The organism is Burkholderia sp. FW306-1C-G01B, from assembly GCF_058781685.1.
The window spans coordinates 184,639-200,978 of record NZ_JBYSWZ010000001.1; the positions used below are offsets into that span (position 1 = coordinate 184,639).

Sequence of the window (16,340 nt, forward strand, 5' to 3'; positions counted from 1 at the left end):
GCGTTCCGCTCAAGCACGCCATCATGATTTCTGCATCGAACCCGTCTCTCACCGTCATCCACCTGAACGGCCCGATCAACAGCGGCAAGACGACGATCGGCAGCGCACTCGCACGCGCGCTGCCCGTTGCGCGCTTCATCGACGGCGACGATCACGATGCGCCCGACGACGCACCGTTCGACGTGCAGTGGGCGATCGCGCTGAAGCGTCTCGTCACGCAAATCACGCAGGCGCGCGAGCGCCATCTGGTGATCGCCTATCCGATCGGCGACGCGGAATTCGAACGGCTGCGCGCCGCCTGCGACGCACGCGATGCGCGGTTGTTCGTCGTGACGCTCGCGCCGCCCGAAGCGGTCGCGGCTTCGAATCGCGGCACGCGCGCACTGACGGATTGGGAGCGGCAGCGTATCGCCGAGATGTATCGGGAAGGGTATGCGGCGCGGCCATTCAGCCAGATGGTGCTGGATACGTCCGACGCGACGCCCGACGCATGTGCGGCGCGCATCGCGCAGCACGTCGCGGCGACGGCGTCGTAACGCCTGCGTCTGCCTGCCCCCTCAAGCCAACACGCGAACGGCTCGTGGCGACTGGCACGATCAAGACCTTCACGACGGATTCGAGCTTCGACGGCGAGCGCTTCTGCTTCAAGGCGAGCGACTACGACTGGACGGCTGTGTCCGGTTCTCTGCCGACGACGCCCGGCACCGTCGTGAAGTTCCATGCGCTGACGCTGACGCACGGCTGATCGCGCGTCACGACGCAGTGCGCCGGACGGGCACGCGATGCACGCCTGCCCGGCGAGATCTCATTTTTTCGGCAAATCCGTCGGGCGCAAAGGTGGCGATGCAGACGGCGGCATCATCCGGCCGATGTCGATGATCTGCTTCTGGATATCCGCGCTGCGCGTCGACAGTTCGTATTTGAAGTAACCGAACAGGCCAAGCAGGATGACCGACAGCACTGTCACCGTGATCCACACCGGAAACTCGAAAAACGACATGCGCTGCCTCTGTTCGTGAGATGTTCCGTTCGGTGACAGCGCCTGAGGCACATGCTCCCGGCCCCGCATGATCTCGTTGTAAACGCGCTGGCGTACGGCGAAATGCTGTCGGGTCATACCGCGATACTGTCCTTCGAACCCGAGACTCAGCACGCGGTAAATCACCTCCAGCAGATCGCGATGCTCATCCGGCTCCTGCATCAACCGGCCGATAAGCAGATAAATTTTCGTCCCGCCCTTGCTGTCTTCCAGAAGCGTTGACGCGAGGCTCTGCCCGGCCCATTCCCCCGCAATCCGGACATCCCGGCCCCAAGCCGACTTCATCACGGCTTCGTCCAGTGCCGTGCACAGGCAGTAACGCGCACCGATCATGTGATCGCGACGGACATTGGCCTGCGTACACAAGCGGTCGAATATATCGATCTCGTCTAACAGCAGTTCTCGCAAACGGATGGCCGAAGTATGTGACGTATCTTCCGGTATATCGGGAATGTCGCCCTGCGCTCTCAGCAGCACGCGTGCCGCTTCGAGCAGCGGGTTCCCGGCTTCTTTCACGGCGACAAGCCGCGCATCGAAACTGGATCCTTCGGCTGAATTCGGTCGAACGACTGTTTGTGCATCGCTCAATTCGTCAACTCCGTTGCATATATAAAGCTGTCCCATGCCGACATGGCGACCATCTCTCCTTGAACGGCAAAAAATGCCATCGCTCAAACGCCGGACCGTCTTGCCTGTGCACGGAAAAAGCCAACGCATCAGACGATGCTCGAAATCAGGTGGCAACCGCACGCTCCCAAGTGGCCGTGCCGTGCGACAGGAACACCTGCGTCCGTCGTTTCAGGATCGCCCTCGATAATCACGTTCGGTTGCACCTGCGGATGCAGTGGGCATTCGATTCTGTCGCCCACGCGCGCGACGGGTATGCCCTCGTAGCTCATATTCTCCGACGCAGTGACCACCCTACCGCCGTGATCGGTCGAATCGCCCAAACGAATGAAGTTGCTCATGTCGATCTCATTGAAGCTTCCAGCCCGTATTCGGAATCCAGCGCACGAAGCGGGCTCGTCAGTGCAAATCTGCCCGCTTATTCGGTACGCAGGTACCAAATCGCCGCGTCCTGCTCAGTCGTTTCCGGTCCCGGCATCGGGTCACCCAGCTTGACGTGAATCCGTTCCTTGATAAACGGACTGAACCATTCGCCTTCCCGCGGGCACGGTTGGCCGGGCAACGCACGGAGCACCGTGCCGCGCGGCGGTTCGGCAGGCGGTTGAGGTTCCAACTCAACAGATGGCTGCGCAGCATATTCGTCGACGGTGGTATCGACGTTATTGAACTCGATCTGATCCGGGGATGGCGGCCAAATCCCCGGCGCGTCGAAACGCTGCGACCATAGTTCGCTCGTGCGTCCGTTGAAATGAATTGCACCGGTCATCGAACCGATGTGGAAACTGCGCATGGGCGTCAGACGCATTGGCTTAATAGTGTCGCTGACGAGCTTGTACAGCGGCGGAATACCGTCGGGCACCGGCCCCAGCATCGGTTGCTCACCCGCTTGTAACACGTACGTTCGCCCCGCCTTCCATATCTGGATGCCCGGTGTCGTTTCCAGCGTCTGCCACTGCTCGCGGGTTATGATCGCCGGATACTCCTTATCGAACATCGTCAGCCAGTTTGCGCCCTTGAGGTGTCGCTGAAGGTGATCACCCAGCGAAAAGGTCCCATCAACGATGTCAAGGCCGAAATACCGCTGCTGTACATCAAACTCACCTGACAAAGACTCGAAACTGTCTTGTGGCAACAGCGATGCCAGACCGGCAGTGCCATGCCACGGCCTTAGTTGTTCACAACAGAACCGGATAAAATCGGTGAACAATTTCGGATTGCCGTCCGGACCATACACGACCTCCACCGGCATCGCGAAATTCATCCATGAGAGCGGATTACGCACCTTGATCTGCCATTGCCGAATAGTCAAAACCGCCATATAGCAATCACTCGCCTCATAAACTGATCGCCCTCCAGAAATTTGCCACTCAAGTAGATCGTCCACATCCATTGTCGCGATGTAATCCCGCATCGCAGGCACTCCGTTATCCGGACCGATCTGAATTGCACGGCGGCTGATGTCTTCGTTGGGTTTGACCCACGCGAGGCGCGAGCCGAACAGTTCCTCAAATCGCTCGAAGCAGCGCGCCACCGCAAGCCGCGTTTCACGCGTTTCGCCGTGCCAGAAATAGAACGTGCCTGACAGGCCCACGCAAAGCTTGATCATGTCGCAGTCATCTGCCGTGTAGATCAAGTCGTCGCGATACTTCTGATACTGGGTCCAGATGTCCATACGTCTTGCTCAGCTATGTCCGACTATTGCGTGCGCAGATACCACGTCACGGCACCGTGCACTGTCGTTTCTGGCCCAGGCATCGGCTCTCCCTGTTTGACGAAGACCTTGTCCTTGACGAAGGGGCTAAACCATTCGCCTTCCCGCGGACAGGGTTCGCCCGGCAGCGCGCGCAGCACGACAGTGCGCGGCGGCTCGGCAGGCGGTTGAGGTTCCAACTCAACAGATGGCTGCGCAGCATATTCGTCGATGGTGGTATCGACGTTATTGAACTCGATCTGATCCGGGTATGGCGGCCAAATGCCCGGCGCGTCGAAACGCTGAGACCAAAGCTCACTTGTGCGTCCATTGAAATGAATTGCACCGGTCATCGAACCAGTATGAAAGCTGCGCATCGGGGTTAGTCGCATTGGCTTGATGACGTCGCTCACAACCTTGTACAGCGGTGGAATGCCGTCAGGTACTGGCCCCAGGGTCGGCTGATCTCCTGCCTGTAATACATACGTCCGCCCGGCCTTCCATATCTGGATGCCCGGTGTCATTTCCAACGCCTTCCATTGCTCGCGGGTTATGGTGGCCGGAAATTCCTTGTCGAACATCGTCAGCCAATTTGCCCCCTTCAACACTCGCTGAAGGTGAGCGCATAGATAGAAACCAGTTGCAGCCGTATCTAGTCCGTAGTACCGCTGCTGTAAATCGAATTCAGCAGGCAACGAGTCGAATCTGTCCTGCGGTAGCAGCGACGCAAATCCAGCGATACCATGCCATGGCCGGAGTTGTTCGCAGCAGAATCGGATAAAGTCGGTAAACAGCTGCGGCTTGCCTGTCGGCCCATAAACGGCCTCGATCGGCATTGCGAAACTAAGCCACGACAACGGGTTACGAACTTTGATTTCCCACTGGCGTGTCGTGAGGGCAACCATGTAACAATCGCTTGCCTCATTCACGGAGCACCCTCCAGAGATTTCCCACTCCAGTTGATCGTCCGCATCCATTGTCGCGATGTAATCCCGCATCGCGGGCACTCCGTTATCCTGGCCGATCCGAATTGCGCGACGGCTGATGTCTTCGTTGGGTTTGACCCACGCGAGGCGCGAGCCGAACAGTTCCTCAAATCGCTCGAAGCAGCGCGCCACTGCCAGCCGGGTTTCCTGTGTCTCGCCATGCCAGAAATAGAACGTGCCAGACAGGCCCACGCACGCCTTGATTGTGTCGCCATCGTCCGACGTATAGATCAGGTCGTTGCGGTATTTCTGATACTGGGTCCAGATGTCCATTTTTTCGATCCCTTCGTTGACCTTCACTGTGCTGCCGCCGTGGCCGCTCCACCGACCGCCAAAAGAACCAGCAGCGGTGGCCCTGCCGTCACCGCGACATACGCGACGGCCAGGCCGCCTATGATCGTCGCACCAGTTTTGAGTACATCAGCTAGCGTAGTGGGTTCGGGGTACTTTGATCCCAGCATGACGCCTCTGTCTACCTCTACGTTGTGTCGGCGGATGCTCGACAAACGACGGCTCAAGTCAGGTGCCGTCAATTTCTCTGGCAAAGTCTTCGTAGCCGGATCCTTCTCAGGTTCCTCACATGTCTTACATGCGCATTGAGACGGTGACAATAGCTTGAGGCGATCCTCGTCGCCAACAATGGAGATATATGCTTGTTCTTGACCAATCTGCCACGAATCACCCGGGAACTTGATCTCGACGACGAATTCGACGTTACGTTGACTGAGGTCGAAATCGCGCATGTTCTTCACGATCACGACATCGGGAATACGCAGCAATCCCTTTTGCGCCCGGCCTGTCAGCTTCGCCAGATCAATCGCCCCCTCCAACGCTTTCGTATCGACACCCAGCGGAAATTGCAGAGGTTGGTTTTTCTTGAGCGAGGCCATGATCGGCGACGGCGGATTGTTCACCATGTTGTAGCCCACCTCGCCTTTGTACTTCCACACCTGCTCTTTGCTATCGCAGTCGTTCCGAATACTCACGGTTACACAGCGCTGCTTGAGCTTGCGGCCCCTACTGGAAATGACCGGCTCGCAGTCGCACCTGCAAATGCGCTGGCACAGATAGGTTGTATCGTCCGGCGGCAACACCGGAATCGTCTTGCCGCGTGCCGTTGGCAACGTGCGTGAATTGCCGATTGTTCTATACGTCGGTCCAGCCATGATTCAGATGCCTGTTATTGAAGGGTGAACGCGTCAAACAGCGTTATCGAGCACATCTCGATACGGGATGTGATAGGTATCGGGTTCGTGCTTCGGCACCGATGTCGTGACCTGCACGTCGCGGCTGGTCGGCGCCAGCACTTCAGCACTCCGCCCCGATCTATCGGCAACACCTTCAACGATTCGCCCACCGCCCGCATCCAGCCGATACGGAAAGTGCTCCACAGGTTTGCCGGTCGCATGATCCACGAACGTCACCCATTCGCTCGTCATTTCACCGGTCGGCAAATCGGGAAGCGGCAGGCGCATGGAATCGGCGGATGCCTTATCCCACTTCGCGCACTTCTCGAGGATTTGTCCGGTCGTGCCACTCACAATGCCGGATGGCGTCATGTGGATATACGAGCCACCGACGCCGATCCAGATTTCCTTGGCCGCATTGAGCACGAGCTTTCCTTCCGTGCTGGTGATCGCGACGTCCTTCAGCGCAGCCAGCGACATTGCATCGCTCTGTGCCTCGACCTCGACCTTGCCCGCCGCCGCAACGAGCTTCAGCCCCAGACGGGCGGCAAAGAAGGAAAGCGCGCCACGCACGGCGACCAGCATCGACCTTCCAGCCGACACGCTCAGATCACGGCCAGCCGTGACGGCATGGTCCTTCATGCTGGCCTGATGAGTGCTCTCAGCCGCAGTGGTCACAATGCCGGCCGCGCTTGCCTGCACCAGATTCGGTCTTGTCATCTCCGGGAACGCGTTTTCCGCCGATACCGCATCACCCAGAACTTCGTCGTTCTGTTCCTTGATGCCGCTGGTAACGTCGTGCTGGCTCAACTCCATGGTTTGCGCTTCGTGCCGCTGCGCCAATTGAGACAAGTCCGCGTGCTGCATATGTGCCTGCGACAATCGCTGAACCGTCTCGGCCATGTCCTTGACCGGCCGATCCGCTCCTTCCCGCGCTTCCGTCGTGATCAGCATGCCCTGGTTCGCACGCACTACGCCCCAAGCCATCGTCGCAAGCTCGAACCCTTCGCCGCGCTCCTGCCGTCGACCTTGCCTTCCTTCGATGCGAGTGTTGTAGCCCAGCACGAGCCGCGATTGCGCATGGTCGCTGGTCACCTGAACCTGCAACTTCTGCGGCGTGTCATCCGCCACCACCTGATTCGCCTGACTGCCCGTCAGGCCCATGCTGCGCCAGCCCATCAACGCCTGGTTCTCCGGCAATTCCCACGGCGGCTGGTTGAACTGGTTGACCTGACGATCCGATACATATGGCTTGTCCGCATCGCCTTCGTGATAACTCACCGTGACTTCTTGCCCGATGCGGGGCAGCGCCACAAAACCGAAACCGTTCCCCTGCCACGGGGACGATACTCGCACCCAGCAACTCGAGTTTTCGTTGCGCTCGCCAACGCGGTCCCAGATGAACTGAATCTTCACGCGCGCGTAGCCGTCGACCCACAGCGGTTGATCCACTGGCCCCACCACCACTGCTGTTTCAGGCCCACAGGGCGGCTTTCGCTTCGGTCGGTTCCGGAAGAATGCGTTGGCCGGCTGCACCACGAAATCCGTCGCGCACTGATAGGCGGCGCCGCCCGAATGCTCGTCGTTATTGCGAATGTCGGTCGCTGCCGCAACCACCAGATATTCGACGATTGCCCGCTGCTGCGGGTGGCCTTCGACGTGGAAGGTGTGCCCCGTCGCGAGTCCGCGCAGGTTGCCGCGCCCCTTTGCACGCAGGCTCCGGCAACGCTCCGCATCCGCTCGCACGCCTGCCAGATGCAGCGCTTCCCGCGCGTAATCGTTCGGCGCTCCGGACAGCCCCATCGTGCCGGACAACGGCTGCGAATAATCGCCCCACGCATAGTGCTCTGCATTGCTGAACGGAATTTCGCTGTATCGATCGACAACGCTGGATAGTGTGGCGCGAGAGCGTGTCGGATCGTAGTCGATCAGGCGGACCGATCCTGCCGTCAGCAAGCGTGACACCTTCAGCCTGTGGATGTGCTCCTCGTCGATGCGTGCGCCATCAGGCGCACGGTAGAGAATCGTGTCGTACATGTTCTCGTGCGGCTGGTGGGCCCCTGGCGAATCGCAGAGAACCAGCGTCGAGCCATCCATGAAGTAATAGATGCCCCACTCACGCCACAGCCGAGTCAGGAATTTGAAATCCGATTCCCACAACTGCCGCACATAATCGCGTTTCGGATAGACGCCTCTCAGGACGCCGGCCCCCAGCCTCGACTCGTACTTGAATGGATAAGCGCTCGAACCGAGAATCGCCTCCGTGATCTCGACGACATTACGGTTCTGGAAGATGCGATTCTCGCGGTTAAGCGTAGCCAGCCACAACCAAGGTCGCACGCGCATCTCGTAGTACGCGCATCGATCGTCTTCGCCGGTAAAAATCACTTCGGTAACCAGGCCGACGATTTCGCGCTTGCCAGCGCCAAGATTGCCCAGCCCAGCGCCGCCGGCAACGCCAGGCTTAAACGTTCCCTTGCCGTCAAACTCGATCGACACCACGATCTCGGTCCCGATCAGCTTGTCCGGCTCGATCCGCTCGCGCGCCTCAAAGACAGGCAGTGCGGGCGAATTCAACGTCTTGAGTTCCAATGAATATTCATAGAGCTTGCCGAGCGCTTCCCTTCCATGAAGCCTCATCGGCAGAAGGATCGGCTGTCCAGCCAATTGGGGCAGCGCGGCGCCCGAGATCGTCACGACACGGGACTGCGTTGGTAAATACATGGATTCCTCGTCTCGACAACCGCGCCTCAGCCCGGCCTCTCATTCAGCGCCTCGCGAGGCTGCATAGTCGCTGAAACGAGAAGCAAGCCCCCTTCCCATCGCGCTGGCCAACCTCCGGAAGTCAATGGTTACGAACAGTCAAAGCAATTTCCAGCGCTGTCGTCAAAATACCGATCGCATCGAAAGATCGAGACACGCCGACAGGAAAGGGGATGTCTCGCATCGCACCGACACGAATAGCGCATCTCGCACGTGACGTATCCAGCAATACGAGCGGACGACGTCACGATTCCGATGAGCGAGCGAATGGTATCTCCAACAGCCATCTCAAAAAATGCCTGGCAAAACTGCGAGGTCGGATCGTAATCCTGAAGAGTTCAGTTATTTTTTGAGATAAATATCCCGCTCGCGGATACAGCCCACTACAGCCGATCCGTCGACGCCATCCCGTTTCGGAACACTTTTCCCGGGGTCGGTTCAGCGCTTCGCGATCGCGAACTTGATGCCGTGCTCGGGCCACACGCGGAAGTTTCGGATGGAATCACAGCCGCCGATCGGCGTAGAGGATCTCGAGCTTTCGAGAGATCGCGTCGACTGCTCGCGGTTCGCGTGAGCTGGCGGACTGAAAAGTGGAGCGGTATCGCCGCGATGGTTTGCGAGGGTTTGTGTCGCGGACGTTCAGCGATCGTTTCGTCGATACGTCGAAAACGACGGCGGACGCATGAACGCCGGACATCGCGCAAAGCATCGCGGCGCGGGACTCATGGCAGCGATACCGGAGCGAACAAAGCACCGCCAACAGCCGGACCAGTCTGCTCGAAGGCCGGCGGGCGAGCCGAATGCGTCGGCGGTGTCAACGCCCACGTGCCATCCGCACTCCTTCATGGGGGCTAGGCGATCTGCAGTATCAAGGGTGATGCCGCACGCCCGGCACGACCGCTTCCCTCGCCCCCTTCCGGCTCAGCATCAGCGTGACGACCGCCGACACCGCGAGCGTGCCCGCCACGACGTAGAGCCCGGCCGCATACCCGCCCGTCGCGTGCTTGAGCCAGCCGATCGCGAACGGCCCGACGAACCCGCCGAGATTACCGATCGAGTTGATCATCGCGATCCCCGCGGCCGCGCCGGCGCCCGACAGGAACGCGCTCGGCATCGCCCACAGCGGCGCCTTCGCGGCACTGATCCCGATGTTGACGACGACCAGCGCGAGCACGGTCAGGAGCGCGGTGCTCGCCTGCCCCGCGAACACGAAGCCGATGCACGCGAGCACGCACGGAATCACGACGTGCCACGTGCGCTCGCCGGTGCGATCCGAATGCCGTGCCCACACGATCATCGCGACGACGGCGGCGATGCTCGGGATGCCGGTCAGCAGGCCCGTCTGCAGCGCGGTGAAACCGAACTGCTGGACCATCAGCGGCGCCCACAGCCCGAGCGTATAGAGCCCGGCCGACGTGCCGAAGTAGATCAGCGCGAGCGCCAGCACGCGCGGATCGCGCAGCGCCTGCCACGCGCCGGCCGTATGCCCGGCATGCGTGTGGCGCACGTCCGCTTCGGCCTTCAGCTTCGCGATCAGCCAGTCGCGCTCGTCCGGCCGCAGCCACGCGGCCTTCGACGGCGAATCGGTCAGGCACTTCAGCACGACGAAGCCGAGCGCGATCGCCGGCAGCGCTTCGACGATGTACAGCATCTGCCAGTCGGCGAGCCCGAACATCGGCGGCATCTGCATGATCGCGCCCGACAGCGGCGAGCCGATCGCGGTCGAGATCGGCGCGGCCGCCATGAACCACGCGGCGGCCACCGCGCGCTGCTTCGTGGGGAACCACAGGCTGAGATACAGGATGATGCCGGGGAAGAACCCGGCTTCGGCCACGCCGAGCAGGAAGCGCAGCACGTAGAAGCTCGTCGGCCCGGCCGCGAACGCGGACACCGCCGACACGAGGCCCCACGTGATCATCACGCGCGCGATCCAGATGCGCGCGCCGACGCGATGGAGGATCAGGTTGGACGGTACTTCGAACAGGAAGTAGCCGATGAAGAACAGGCCGCCGCCGAACCCGAACGCGGTCGGCGACAGGCCGATCGCCTTGTTCATCGTCATCGCGGCAAAGCCGACGTTGACGCGATCGAGAAAGCTGACGAAATAAAGCAGCATCACGAACGGAATGATGCGCCACATCAGTTTCCGCGCGACGCGGGTTTCCAGATCCGTTTGCATGTGTCTCCTCCTTCGAGGTCGAGCCGTGCTCTGTCGGTGAATACTCGCCGGCGCCACGACGAAGCGCGCGGGTCGGCGCCCGGCTCGCGTCGGACGCGCGAGTCACGGGCATAAAAAACGGTAGGACGACGAACGGGTAGCGGCCGGCTACCGGTTGCCGGTTGCGCATGCGCGCCGCCGCTACGTTGCGGCGCGCATGCACAGCGCCGCGTCGATCGTCAGGCCGCGACCGCCGCGTTCGCGACGCGCTCGCACACGGCCGCCGTCACCTGCGCGGTCGTCGCGCTGCCGCCGAGGTCGCGCGTATGCAGCGACGGGTCGGCCGTCACGGCCTCGATCGCCTGCATCACGCGCGCGGCGGCTTCCGTTTCGCCGAGATGCTCGAGCAGCATCACGACCGACCAGAACGTGCCGACCGGATTCGCGAGCCCCTGCCCCATGATGTCGAACGCGGAGCCGTGGATCGGCTCGAACATCGACGGATAACGACGCTCAGGATCGATGTTGCCGGTCGGCGCGATGCCGAGGCTGCCGGCGAGCGCGGCGGCGAGATCGCTGAGGATGTCCGCGTGCAGGTTGGTCGCGACGATCGTGTCGAGCGACGCCGGCCGGTTGACCATGCGCGCGGTCGCCGCGTCGACGAGCTCCTTGTCCCACGTGACGTCGGGGAATTCCTGCGCGATCTGTTTCGCGATCTCGTCCCACATCACCATTGCGTGCCGCTGCGCGTTGCTCTTCGTGATCACGGTCAGCAGCTTGCGCGGACGCGACTGCGCGAGCCGGAACGCGAAGCGCATGATGCGTTCGACGCCGGCGCGCGTGAGGATCGACACGTCGGTCGAGGCTTCGATCGGATGGCCTTGGTGCACGCGGCCTCCGACGCCCGCGTATTCGCCCTCCGAGTTCTCGCGCACGATCACCCAGTTCAGGTCGTCCGGCCCGCAGCGCTTCAGCGGCGCGTCGATGCCGGGCAGGATGCGCGTCGGGCGCACGTTCGCGTACTGGTCGAAGCCCTGGCAGATCTTCAGGCGCAGCCCCCACAGCGTCACGTGATCGGGCACGTCGGGGTCGCCAGCCGAGCCGAACAGGATCGCGTCCTTGCCGCGCAGCGCGTCGAGGCCATCGGCCGGCATCATCGCGCCGTGCTGGCGGTAGTAATCGGCGCCCCAGTCGAAATCCTCGAACTCGAACGCGAAACGATCGCAGCCGCGGGCCAGCGCTTCCAGCACCTGCTTGCCGGCCGGCACCACTTCCTTGCCGATGCCGTCGCCGGGAATCGTTGCGATACGGTAGGTCTTCATGCGGACATCCTCGATTGATCGTGAGCGTGAACGCACTTTACCGAACCAGGAGTGCAGGAACCGGCGCTAGAATCAAAGCATCTTTAACTTCAATTCACGAATCCCATCATGGCGGATACCGTTCAGCCGGCCGATCTCGGCTTCTTCTCGACGCTGGCCGCGTCGGGCAGCCTGAGCGCGGCCGCGCGCGAACTCGGGCTGACCGCGGCGGCCGTCAGCAAGCGGCTCACGCAGATGGAGCGGCGCGCGGGCGTGACGCTCGTCAACCGCACGACGCGGCGGATGATGCTGACGCCCGAAGGCGACGTGTATCTCGACTACGCGCGCCGGATCCTCGACCAGATGGACGAACTCGGCGAGCTGCTCGGCAGCGCGAAGCAGCGCCCGAAGGGGCTGCTGCGCGTGAACGCGACGCTCGGTTTCGGGCGCAGCCACGTCGGCCCCGCGATCTCGCGCTTCGTCGCGCGCTATCCGGAAGTGTCGGTGCAGCTGCAGTTGTCGGTGATGCCGCCGCCGCTGACCGACGACGCGTTCGACGTGTGCATCCGCTTCGGCGAGCCGCCCGACACGCGCGTCGTCGCGCGGCGGCTCGCGCCGAACCGCCGGCTGCTATGCGCGGCGCCCGCGTATCTCGCGCGGCACGGCACGCCCGGCACGCCGCACGACCTGACGCGGCACAACTGCATCGGCATCCGGCAGGGCGACGAAGGTTACGGGATCTGGCGCCTGACGAGCGGGCGCGGCGCGGCACGCCAGACGGAAGCCGTGCGGATCAACGGCAACCTGACGACGAACGACGGCGAGATCGCCGTGAAGTGGGCGCTCGACGGGCACGGAATCCTGATGCGCGCCGAATGGGACCTCCGCGACTATCTCGCCGACGGCCGCCTCGTGGTCGTGCTGCCCGACCACGAAACACCGGGCGCCGATATCTATGCGGTGTACGCGCAACGTCACCAGATGTCCGCTCGGATTCGCGCGTTCGTCGATTTTCTGGCGGACGAGTTGGGGCGGTTGAGGACGGTGTAGGGAAAACCGCACGGATCGTGCAAGCCACCGTCGCTACATGCGTCCGGCACGGACAACGCTCGATGGCCGAATCGCTCTGCACCTGGTCACGCTTCGCTCCGAATGCGCCCGGGCTTGCCTCGCCCGGGCGGACATCAAAAGGTAAATATTCTGGCGAAACATCGCAAATAATCGCCAGAATATTTACATCTGAATGCACCAGACTTCACCCTGCGACGCGACTCGCGCTTCCCGCCCGGGAGCAGGAGCGCATGGCCGGCGCGTTCCATCTCGCGAACGATTGATCGCCCTTCGTTCATCGCCCCTCCTTCACGCCATCGCCACCTGACTACCCTCGCGATCGTTCATCTCGATGGCTTCCGGCACCGGCTGTCGCGCCATGCCCCCCGCGACGACCACCCCCTCCCGGTCCTGCGCAAACCGCTCGGCGATCCAGTCGACGAACGCACGCACGCCGGGCGACACATGCGGGCGCTTCACGTAGACGGCCGACACGGCGACCGCATCGGGCCGCCATTGCGGCAGCACTTCCCGCAAGCGCCCCGCGTCAATGAGCGGCTGCGCGACGACACGCGGCGGCTGGGTCAGCCCAAGGCCGGCCACGCCGCACGCGAGATACGCGTGCTCGTCGTCCACGCTGACGATGGCGTCAAGCCGGACCTTGCGTACCGCGCCATCCACCGTGAAATCGAGTTCGGCCGTGCGCTGACCGAAAACGGACACCACGCCGACCGCGCGATGCGCGGCGAGATCGTCGAGCGTGCGCGGGACGCCGTGGCGGTCGAGATAGGCAGGGCTCGCGCACGTCACGCGCTCGAGCATGCCAAGCCGGCGCGCGACGAGCGACGAATCGGGTAGCGCGCCAAGCCGGATGCTGCAGTCGACCGCGTCGCCGACCATGTCGGCCGCGCGCCCGGACACGCCGAGCATCAGCACGAGATCGGGATGCCGCGCATGAAATTCGCCGAGCGCCGGCAGCACGATCGCGCCCGCCACCGATCCCGGCAATTCGACGCGCAGCGGCCCGCTCGGATGCAGCGCGGCGCCGCGGATGCTGGCCTCGAGTTCGTCAACGTCCGCCGTGATGCGCAGGCAGCGCCGGTAATACGCGTCGCCTTCGGGCGTCGCCCGCAGCGCACGCGTCGTGCGCACCAGCAGCGGCATGCCGAGCGCCGCTTCGAGCTCCTGCACGGTCCGCGTCGCGGTCGCGCGCGAAATGCCGAGCGCCTGCGCCGCGCGCGTAAAGCTGTTCATTTCGACGATGCGCGTGAAGATGCGCATCGCGCGGATCGGATTGTCCACCGGACACCCCTGCGTGGTTGCAGCATGCCGCGGCGCGCATTCGTGCGCCGTGCATGCATGTCGAGGAAAGCCGCGCCGCCGGCGCAGCAGCCGGTTCAGCCGTTCGCGGCCGCGGCGCCGCGCGCCGGTTCGTCGAGCAGCCGTTGCGCCAGCGCGAGTGCATCGTCGCGGGTCGCCGCCGCGTTCAACGGATAGCCCCAGACTTTCTCGAACGCACCCGAGAACGCGTCGAGCGCCACGCGCCGCGCCGCGTCGGGCTCGATCGCGATCATCGCGGGGATCCATTCGCGCGATTGCACGCGGTTGGCCTTGCTCCACTTCGCGAGTTGCTTACGCAGTTCGTGATCGCCGGCGCCGCGATTGTCGCCGGACGGCGCATCGTCGGTCAGGAAAACGAAGCGTTCGCGGCGCGCCAGCAACGCGTCGAGTTCGGCGAGCAGGTGGGCGGGGTCGGTGTGCGTCGAGCCGCTGTAACGCAACCAGACAAACGGGAATTCAGTCGTGACGATCTGCATGTCGGCCTCCAGATGAGAACGATTCTCATTTTATGGGTCGAGGCCGACCGCGTCATTTTTCATCCCGGCCAACTGCTTTCTCATTTCGGCCAAACGTGCGCACAGCGGCCGTTCAGCGTTGCCGGTCGGTCAGGAATTGCGTTGGCGACTTGCCCGTCGCCTTGCGGAACATCGTCACGAAGCTGCTCGCGCTCTCGTAGCCGAGATCGATCGCGATCTGGTGCACGCGGCGGCCGGTCGTCATCATCCGCAGCGACAGCGCGACGTGCAGCCGCCGGCGCCAGTCGCCGAGGCTCATCCCGAGCTCCTTCGTCGCGAGCCGCGTCAGGCTGCGCTCGCTGATGCCCGCGCACCGCGCGAGTTCGGGCAGCGACGACTTGTCGGCCGGATCGTCGAGCAGATGGTCGATCAGCTTGCGCAGCCGGCGGTCGGTCGGCATCGGCAGGTACAGGTCCTCGATCGGCGCCGCGACGAGTTCGTCGAGCAGCGTCGCCATCAGCCGCCCTTGCGGACCGTCGACGTCGTACAGGTTCGGGAAGCTCGCCGCCTTCAGCAGCAGTTCGCGCAGCAGCGGCGACATCGACAGCGTGCAGCAGTGCGCGGGCAAATCCAGCGCGGCATCGGGTTCGACCAGCACCGCATAGAAGGTCGCGCCGGCCGAGCCGCGCGCCGCATGCGGGACGTCGCCCGGAATCCACACGGTGCATTGCGGCGGTGCGCTCCACACGCCGCCGTCGATCTCGCAATAGATGACGCCGCTCAGCGTGTAGAGCAACTGCGCCTGGCGATGACTGTGCCGCTCCAGCCGCCACTCGGGCTCGACGACCGAGCCGCCGAACACGACGAGCGGACGCGGCACGTGGTAGACGTCGGCGTCCGCGGCGGGATCGGTGGTCGGTGGAAGCTTGCGCATGAAACGGTAGGCGGTGGAGGAAGCGGACGCCGTGCCCGCGCGTCGTTTCGTGCTTATACCAGAAAGGCAGCAGCGCAGCCGGGCGGTTCGCGGGATGCGTCGGCAGACGCGCGCCGAACCGAATACAATGCGCCGATCCCCCGCCACCGTGCCAACCTGCCGGAGCCGCCATGTTCGACCTGACCACGCTGACCACCTTCACGGCCGTCGTTCTGGGCCTGTTCCTGATCCCCGGCCCCGCCGTGCTGCTCGTGCTGAGCCGCACCGTGCAGGGCGGGCGCAAGACCGGCATCCTGACCGGCCTCGGCGTCGCGAGCGGCGACTTCGTGCATACGCTGTTCGCGGCGGTCGGGCTGTCCGCACTGCTGATGACGTCGGCGCTCGCATTCAACGTCGTGAAGCTGGTCGGCGCCGCATACCTGATCTATCTCGGCGTGCGCGCGCTGCTCGACAAACCGTCCGATCCGTCGCTGCCGACGGTGTCGCCCGTCACGCCGCTCAACGCGTACCTGCAGGCGATTCCCGCCGAAGTGCTGAATCCGAAGACCGCGCTGTTCTTCCTCGCGTTCATGCCGCAGTTCGTGCATCCGGAACGCGGCTCGACGTTCGTGCAGTTCGCGGTGCTCGGGCTGATCTTCGTCGTCCTCAGTTCGCTCTATACGTCGCTGATCGCATGCTCGATCCGCCCGCTCGGCCGCATCGTGAAGCGGCTCACGTGGCTCACGCGCTGGCAGGGGAAGATCATCGGCTCGATCTTCATCGCGCTCGGGCTGCGCGTGGCCGTGCAGCAGCGCTGATGCACGCGGCCG

The 16,340-nt window shown here is 63.1% G+C and carries 15 protein-coding genes; 4 read left to right on the top strand and 11 right to left on the bottom strand.

The window, feature by feature from the left end:
• The first annotated feature begins 23 nt into the window (after window positions 1–23).
• Window positions 24–536 (top strand): shikimate kinase, encoded by a 513-nt coding sequence (locus tag AC3WLY_RS00765; protein WP_492308411.1) that lies wholly within the window; start codon window positions 24–26, stop codon window positions 534–536.
• Between the two features lie 44 nt (window positions 537–580).
• The gene (locus tag AC3WLY_RS00770; RefSeq protein WP_310131429.1) at window positions 581–745 is read left to right on the top strand and encodes a hypothetical protein; all 165 of its coding nucleotides are present in this window, start codon (window positions 581–583) and stop codon (window positions 743–745) included.
• A 60-nt stretch (window positions 746–805) separates the two neighbouring features.
• Here AC3WLY_RS00770 and icmH read toward each other — a convergent pair whose 3' ends face one another.
• The 8 genes from icmH to AC3WLY_RS00810 all read right to left on the bottom strand — a co-directional run bounded on the left by icmH (window position 806) and on the right by AC3WLY_RS00810 (window position 11,772).
• Window positions 806–1,627, bottom strand: coding sequence for a type IVB secretion system protein IcmH/DotU (icmH, locus tag AC3WLY_RS00775; RefSeq protein ID WP_492308410.1), 822 nt, complete (start codon window positions 1,625–1,627; stop codon window positions 806–808).
• A gap of 128 nt (window positions 1,628–1,755) precedes the next feature.
• Window positions 1,756–2,007, bottom strand: a complete 252-nt coding sequence (locus tag AC3WLY_RS00780) for a PAAR domain-containing protein (protein ID WP_492308409.1) — start codon at window positions 2,005–2,007, stop codon at window positions 1,756–1,758.
• Window positions 2,008–2,084: 77 nt separating this feature from the next.
• Window positions 2,085–3,338 carry a type VI immunity family protein gene (locus AC3WLY_RS00785; protein WP_492308408.1) on the bottom strand — a complete coding sequence of 418 codons (1,254 nt, stop codon included), beginning with the start codon at window positions 3,336–3,338 and terminating at the stop codon, window positions 2,085–2,087.
• A gap of 23 nt (window positions 3,339–3,361) precedes the next feature.
• Window positions 3,362–4,642 (bottom strand): type VI immunity family protein, encoded by a 1,281-nt coding sequence (locus AC3WLY_RS00790; protein ID WP_492308407.1) that lies wholly within the window; start codon window positions 4,640–4,642, stop codon window positions 3,362–3,364.
• Window positions 4,639–5,508, bottom strand: a complete 870-nt coding sequence (locus AC3WLY_RS00795) for a VRR-NUC domain-containing protein (protein ID WP_492308406.1) — start codon at window positions 5,506–5,508, stop codon at window positions 4,639–4,641. The genes AC3WLY_RS00790 and AC3WLY_RS00795 overlap by 4 nt, the downstream gene beginning before the upstream one ends.
• A 33-nt stretch (window positions 5,509–5,541) precedes the next feature.
• Window positions 5,542–8,253, bottom strand: a complete 2,712-nt coding sequence (locus AC3WLY_RS00800; protein WP_492308405.1) for a type VI secretion system Vgr family protein — start codon at window positions 8,251–8,253, stop codon at window positions 5,542–5,544.
• 907 nt (window positions 8,254–9,160) lie between these two features.
• The gene (locus tag AC3WLY_RS00805) at window positions 9,161–10,471 is read right to left on the bottom strand and encodes an MFS transporter (RefSeq protein ID WP_492308404.1); all 1,311 of its coding nucleotides are present in this window, start codon (window positions 10,469–10,471) and stop codon (window positions 9,161–9,163) included.
• A 218-nt stretch (window positions 10,472–10,689) separates the two neighbouring features.
• Window positions 10,690–11,772, bottom strand: coding sequence for a tartrate dehydrogenase (locus tag AC3WLY_RS00810; protein ID WP_492308403.1), 1,083 nt, complete (start codon window positions 11,770–11,772; stop codon window positions 10,690–10,692).
• Between the two features lie 108 nt (window positions 11,773–11,880).
• Between AC3WLY_RS00810 and AC3WLY_RS00815 the strand changes: the two genes are divergently transcribed.
• Complete coding sequence (locus AC3WLY_RS00815) at window positions 11,881–12,801, top strand: LysR substrate-binding domain-containing protein (RefSeq protein ID WP_492308402.1); 921 nt, start codon at window positions 11,881–11,883, stop codon at window positions 12,799–12,801.
• 309 nt (window positions 12,802–13,110) lie between these two features.
• On the opposite strand, the gene AC3WLY_RS00820 is transcribed toward AC3WLY_RS00815, so the two are convergent.
• The 3 genes from AC3WLY_RS00820 to AC3WLY_RS00830 all read right to left on the bottom strand — a co-directional run bounded on the left by AC3WLY_RS00820 (window position 13,111) and on the right by AC3WLY_RS00830 (window position 15,531).
• Window positions 13,111–14,103, bottom strand: a complete 993-nt coding sequence (locus tag AC3WLY_RS00820) for a LysR family transcriptional regulator (RefSeq protein ID WP_492308401.1) — start codon at window positions 14,101–14,103, stop codon at window positions 13,111–13,113.
• Between the two features lie 95 nt (window positions 14,104–14,198).
• The gene (locus AC3WLY_RS00825; protein WP_492308400.1) at window positions 14,199–14,618 is read right to left on the bottom strand and encodes an ATP--cob(I)alamin adenosyltransferase; all 420 of its coding nucleotides are present in this window, start codon (window positions 14,616–14,618) and stop codon (window positions 14,199–14,201) included.
• Between the two features lie 112 nt (window positions 14,619–14,730).
• A complete protein-coding gene (locus AC3WLY_RS00830) occupies window positions 14,731–15,531 on the bottom strand; it encodes an AraC family transcriptional regulator (RefSeq protein WP_175960574.1) in 801 nt (266 codons plus the stop codon).
• A gap of 170 nt (window positions 15,532–15,701) precedes the next feature.
• Here AC3WLY_RS00830 and AC3WLY_RS00835 point away from each other — a divergent pair, with 170 nt between their 5' ends.
• On the top strand, window positions 15,702–16,328 hold the full coding sequence (locus AC3WLY_RS00835; RefSeq protein ID WP_175960576.1) for a LysE family translocator: 627 nt from the start codon (window positions 15,702–15,704) through the stop codon (window positions 16,326–16,328).
• Window positions 16,329–16,340 lie beyond the last annotated feature (12 nt).

Excerpts from the sequence above, each read along its gene's own strand:
- AC3WLY_RS00765 (WP_492308411.1), top strand. The coding sequence starts at position 24 with ATGATTTCTGCATCGAACCCGTCTCTCACCGTCATCCACCTGAACGGC.
- AC3WLY_RS00780 (WP_492308409.1), bottom strand. The coding sequence starts at position 2,007 with ATGAGCAACTTCATTCGTTTGGGCGATTCGACCGATCACGGCGGTAGG.
- AC3WLY_RS00785 (WP_492308408.1), bottom strand. The coding sequence starts at position 3,338 with ATGGACATCTGGACCCAGTATCAGAAGTATCGCGACGACTTGATCTAC.
- AC3WLY_RS00795 (WP_492308406.1), bottom strand. The coding sequence starts at position 5,508 with ATGGCTGGACCGACGTATAGAACAATCGGCAATTCACGCACGTTGCCA.
- AC3WLY_RS00800 (WP_492308405.1), bottom strand. The coding sequence starts at position 8,253 with ATGTATTTACCAACGCAGTCCCGTGTCGTGACGATCTCGGGCGCCGCG.
- AC3WLY_RS00805 (WP_492308404.1), bottom strand. The coding sequence starts at position 10,471 with ATGCAAACGGATCTGGAAACCCGCGTCGCGCGGAAACTGATGTGGCGC.
- AC3WLY_RS00810 (WP_492308403.1), bottom strand. The coding sequence starts at position 11,772 with ATGAAGACCTACCGTATCGCAACGATTCCCGGCGACGGCATCGGCAAG.
- AC3WLY_RS00815 (WP_492308402.1), top strand. The coding sequence starts at position 11,881 with ATGGCGGATACCGTTCAGCCGGCCGATCTCGGCTTCTTCTCGACGCTG.
- AC3WLY_RS00825 (WP_492308400.1), bottom strand. The coding sequence starts at position 14,618 with ATGCAGATCGTCACGACTGAATTCCCGTTTGTCTGGTTGCGTTACAGC.
- AC3WLY_RS00830 (WP_175960574.1), bottom strand. The coding sequence starts at position 15,531 with ATGCGCAAGCTTCCACCGACCACCGATCCCGCCGCGGACGCCGACGTC.
- AC3WLY_RS00835 (WP_175960576.1), top strand. The coding sequence starts at position 15,702 with ATGTTCGACCTGACCACGCTGACCACCTTCACGGCCGTCGTTCTGGGC.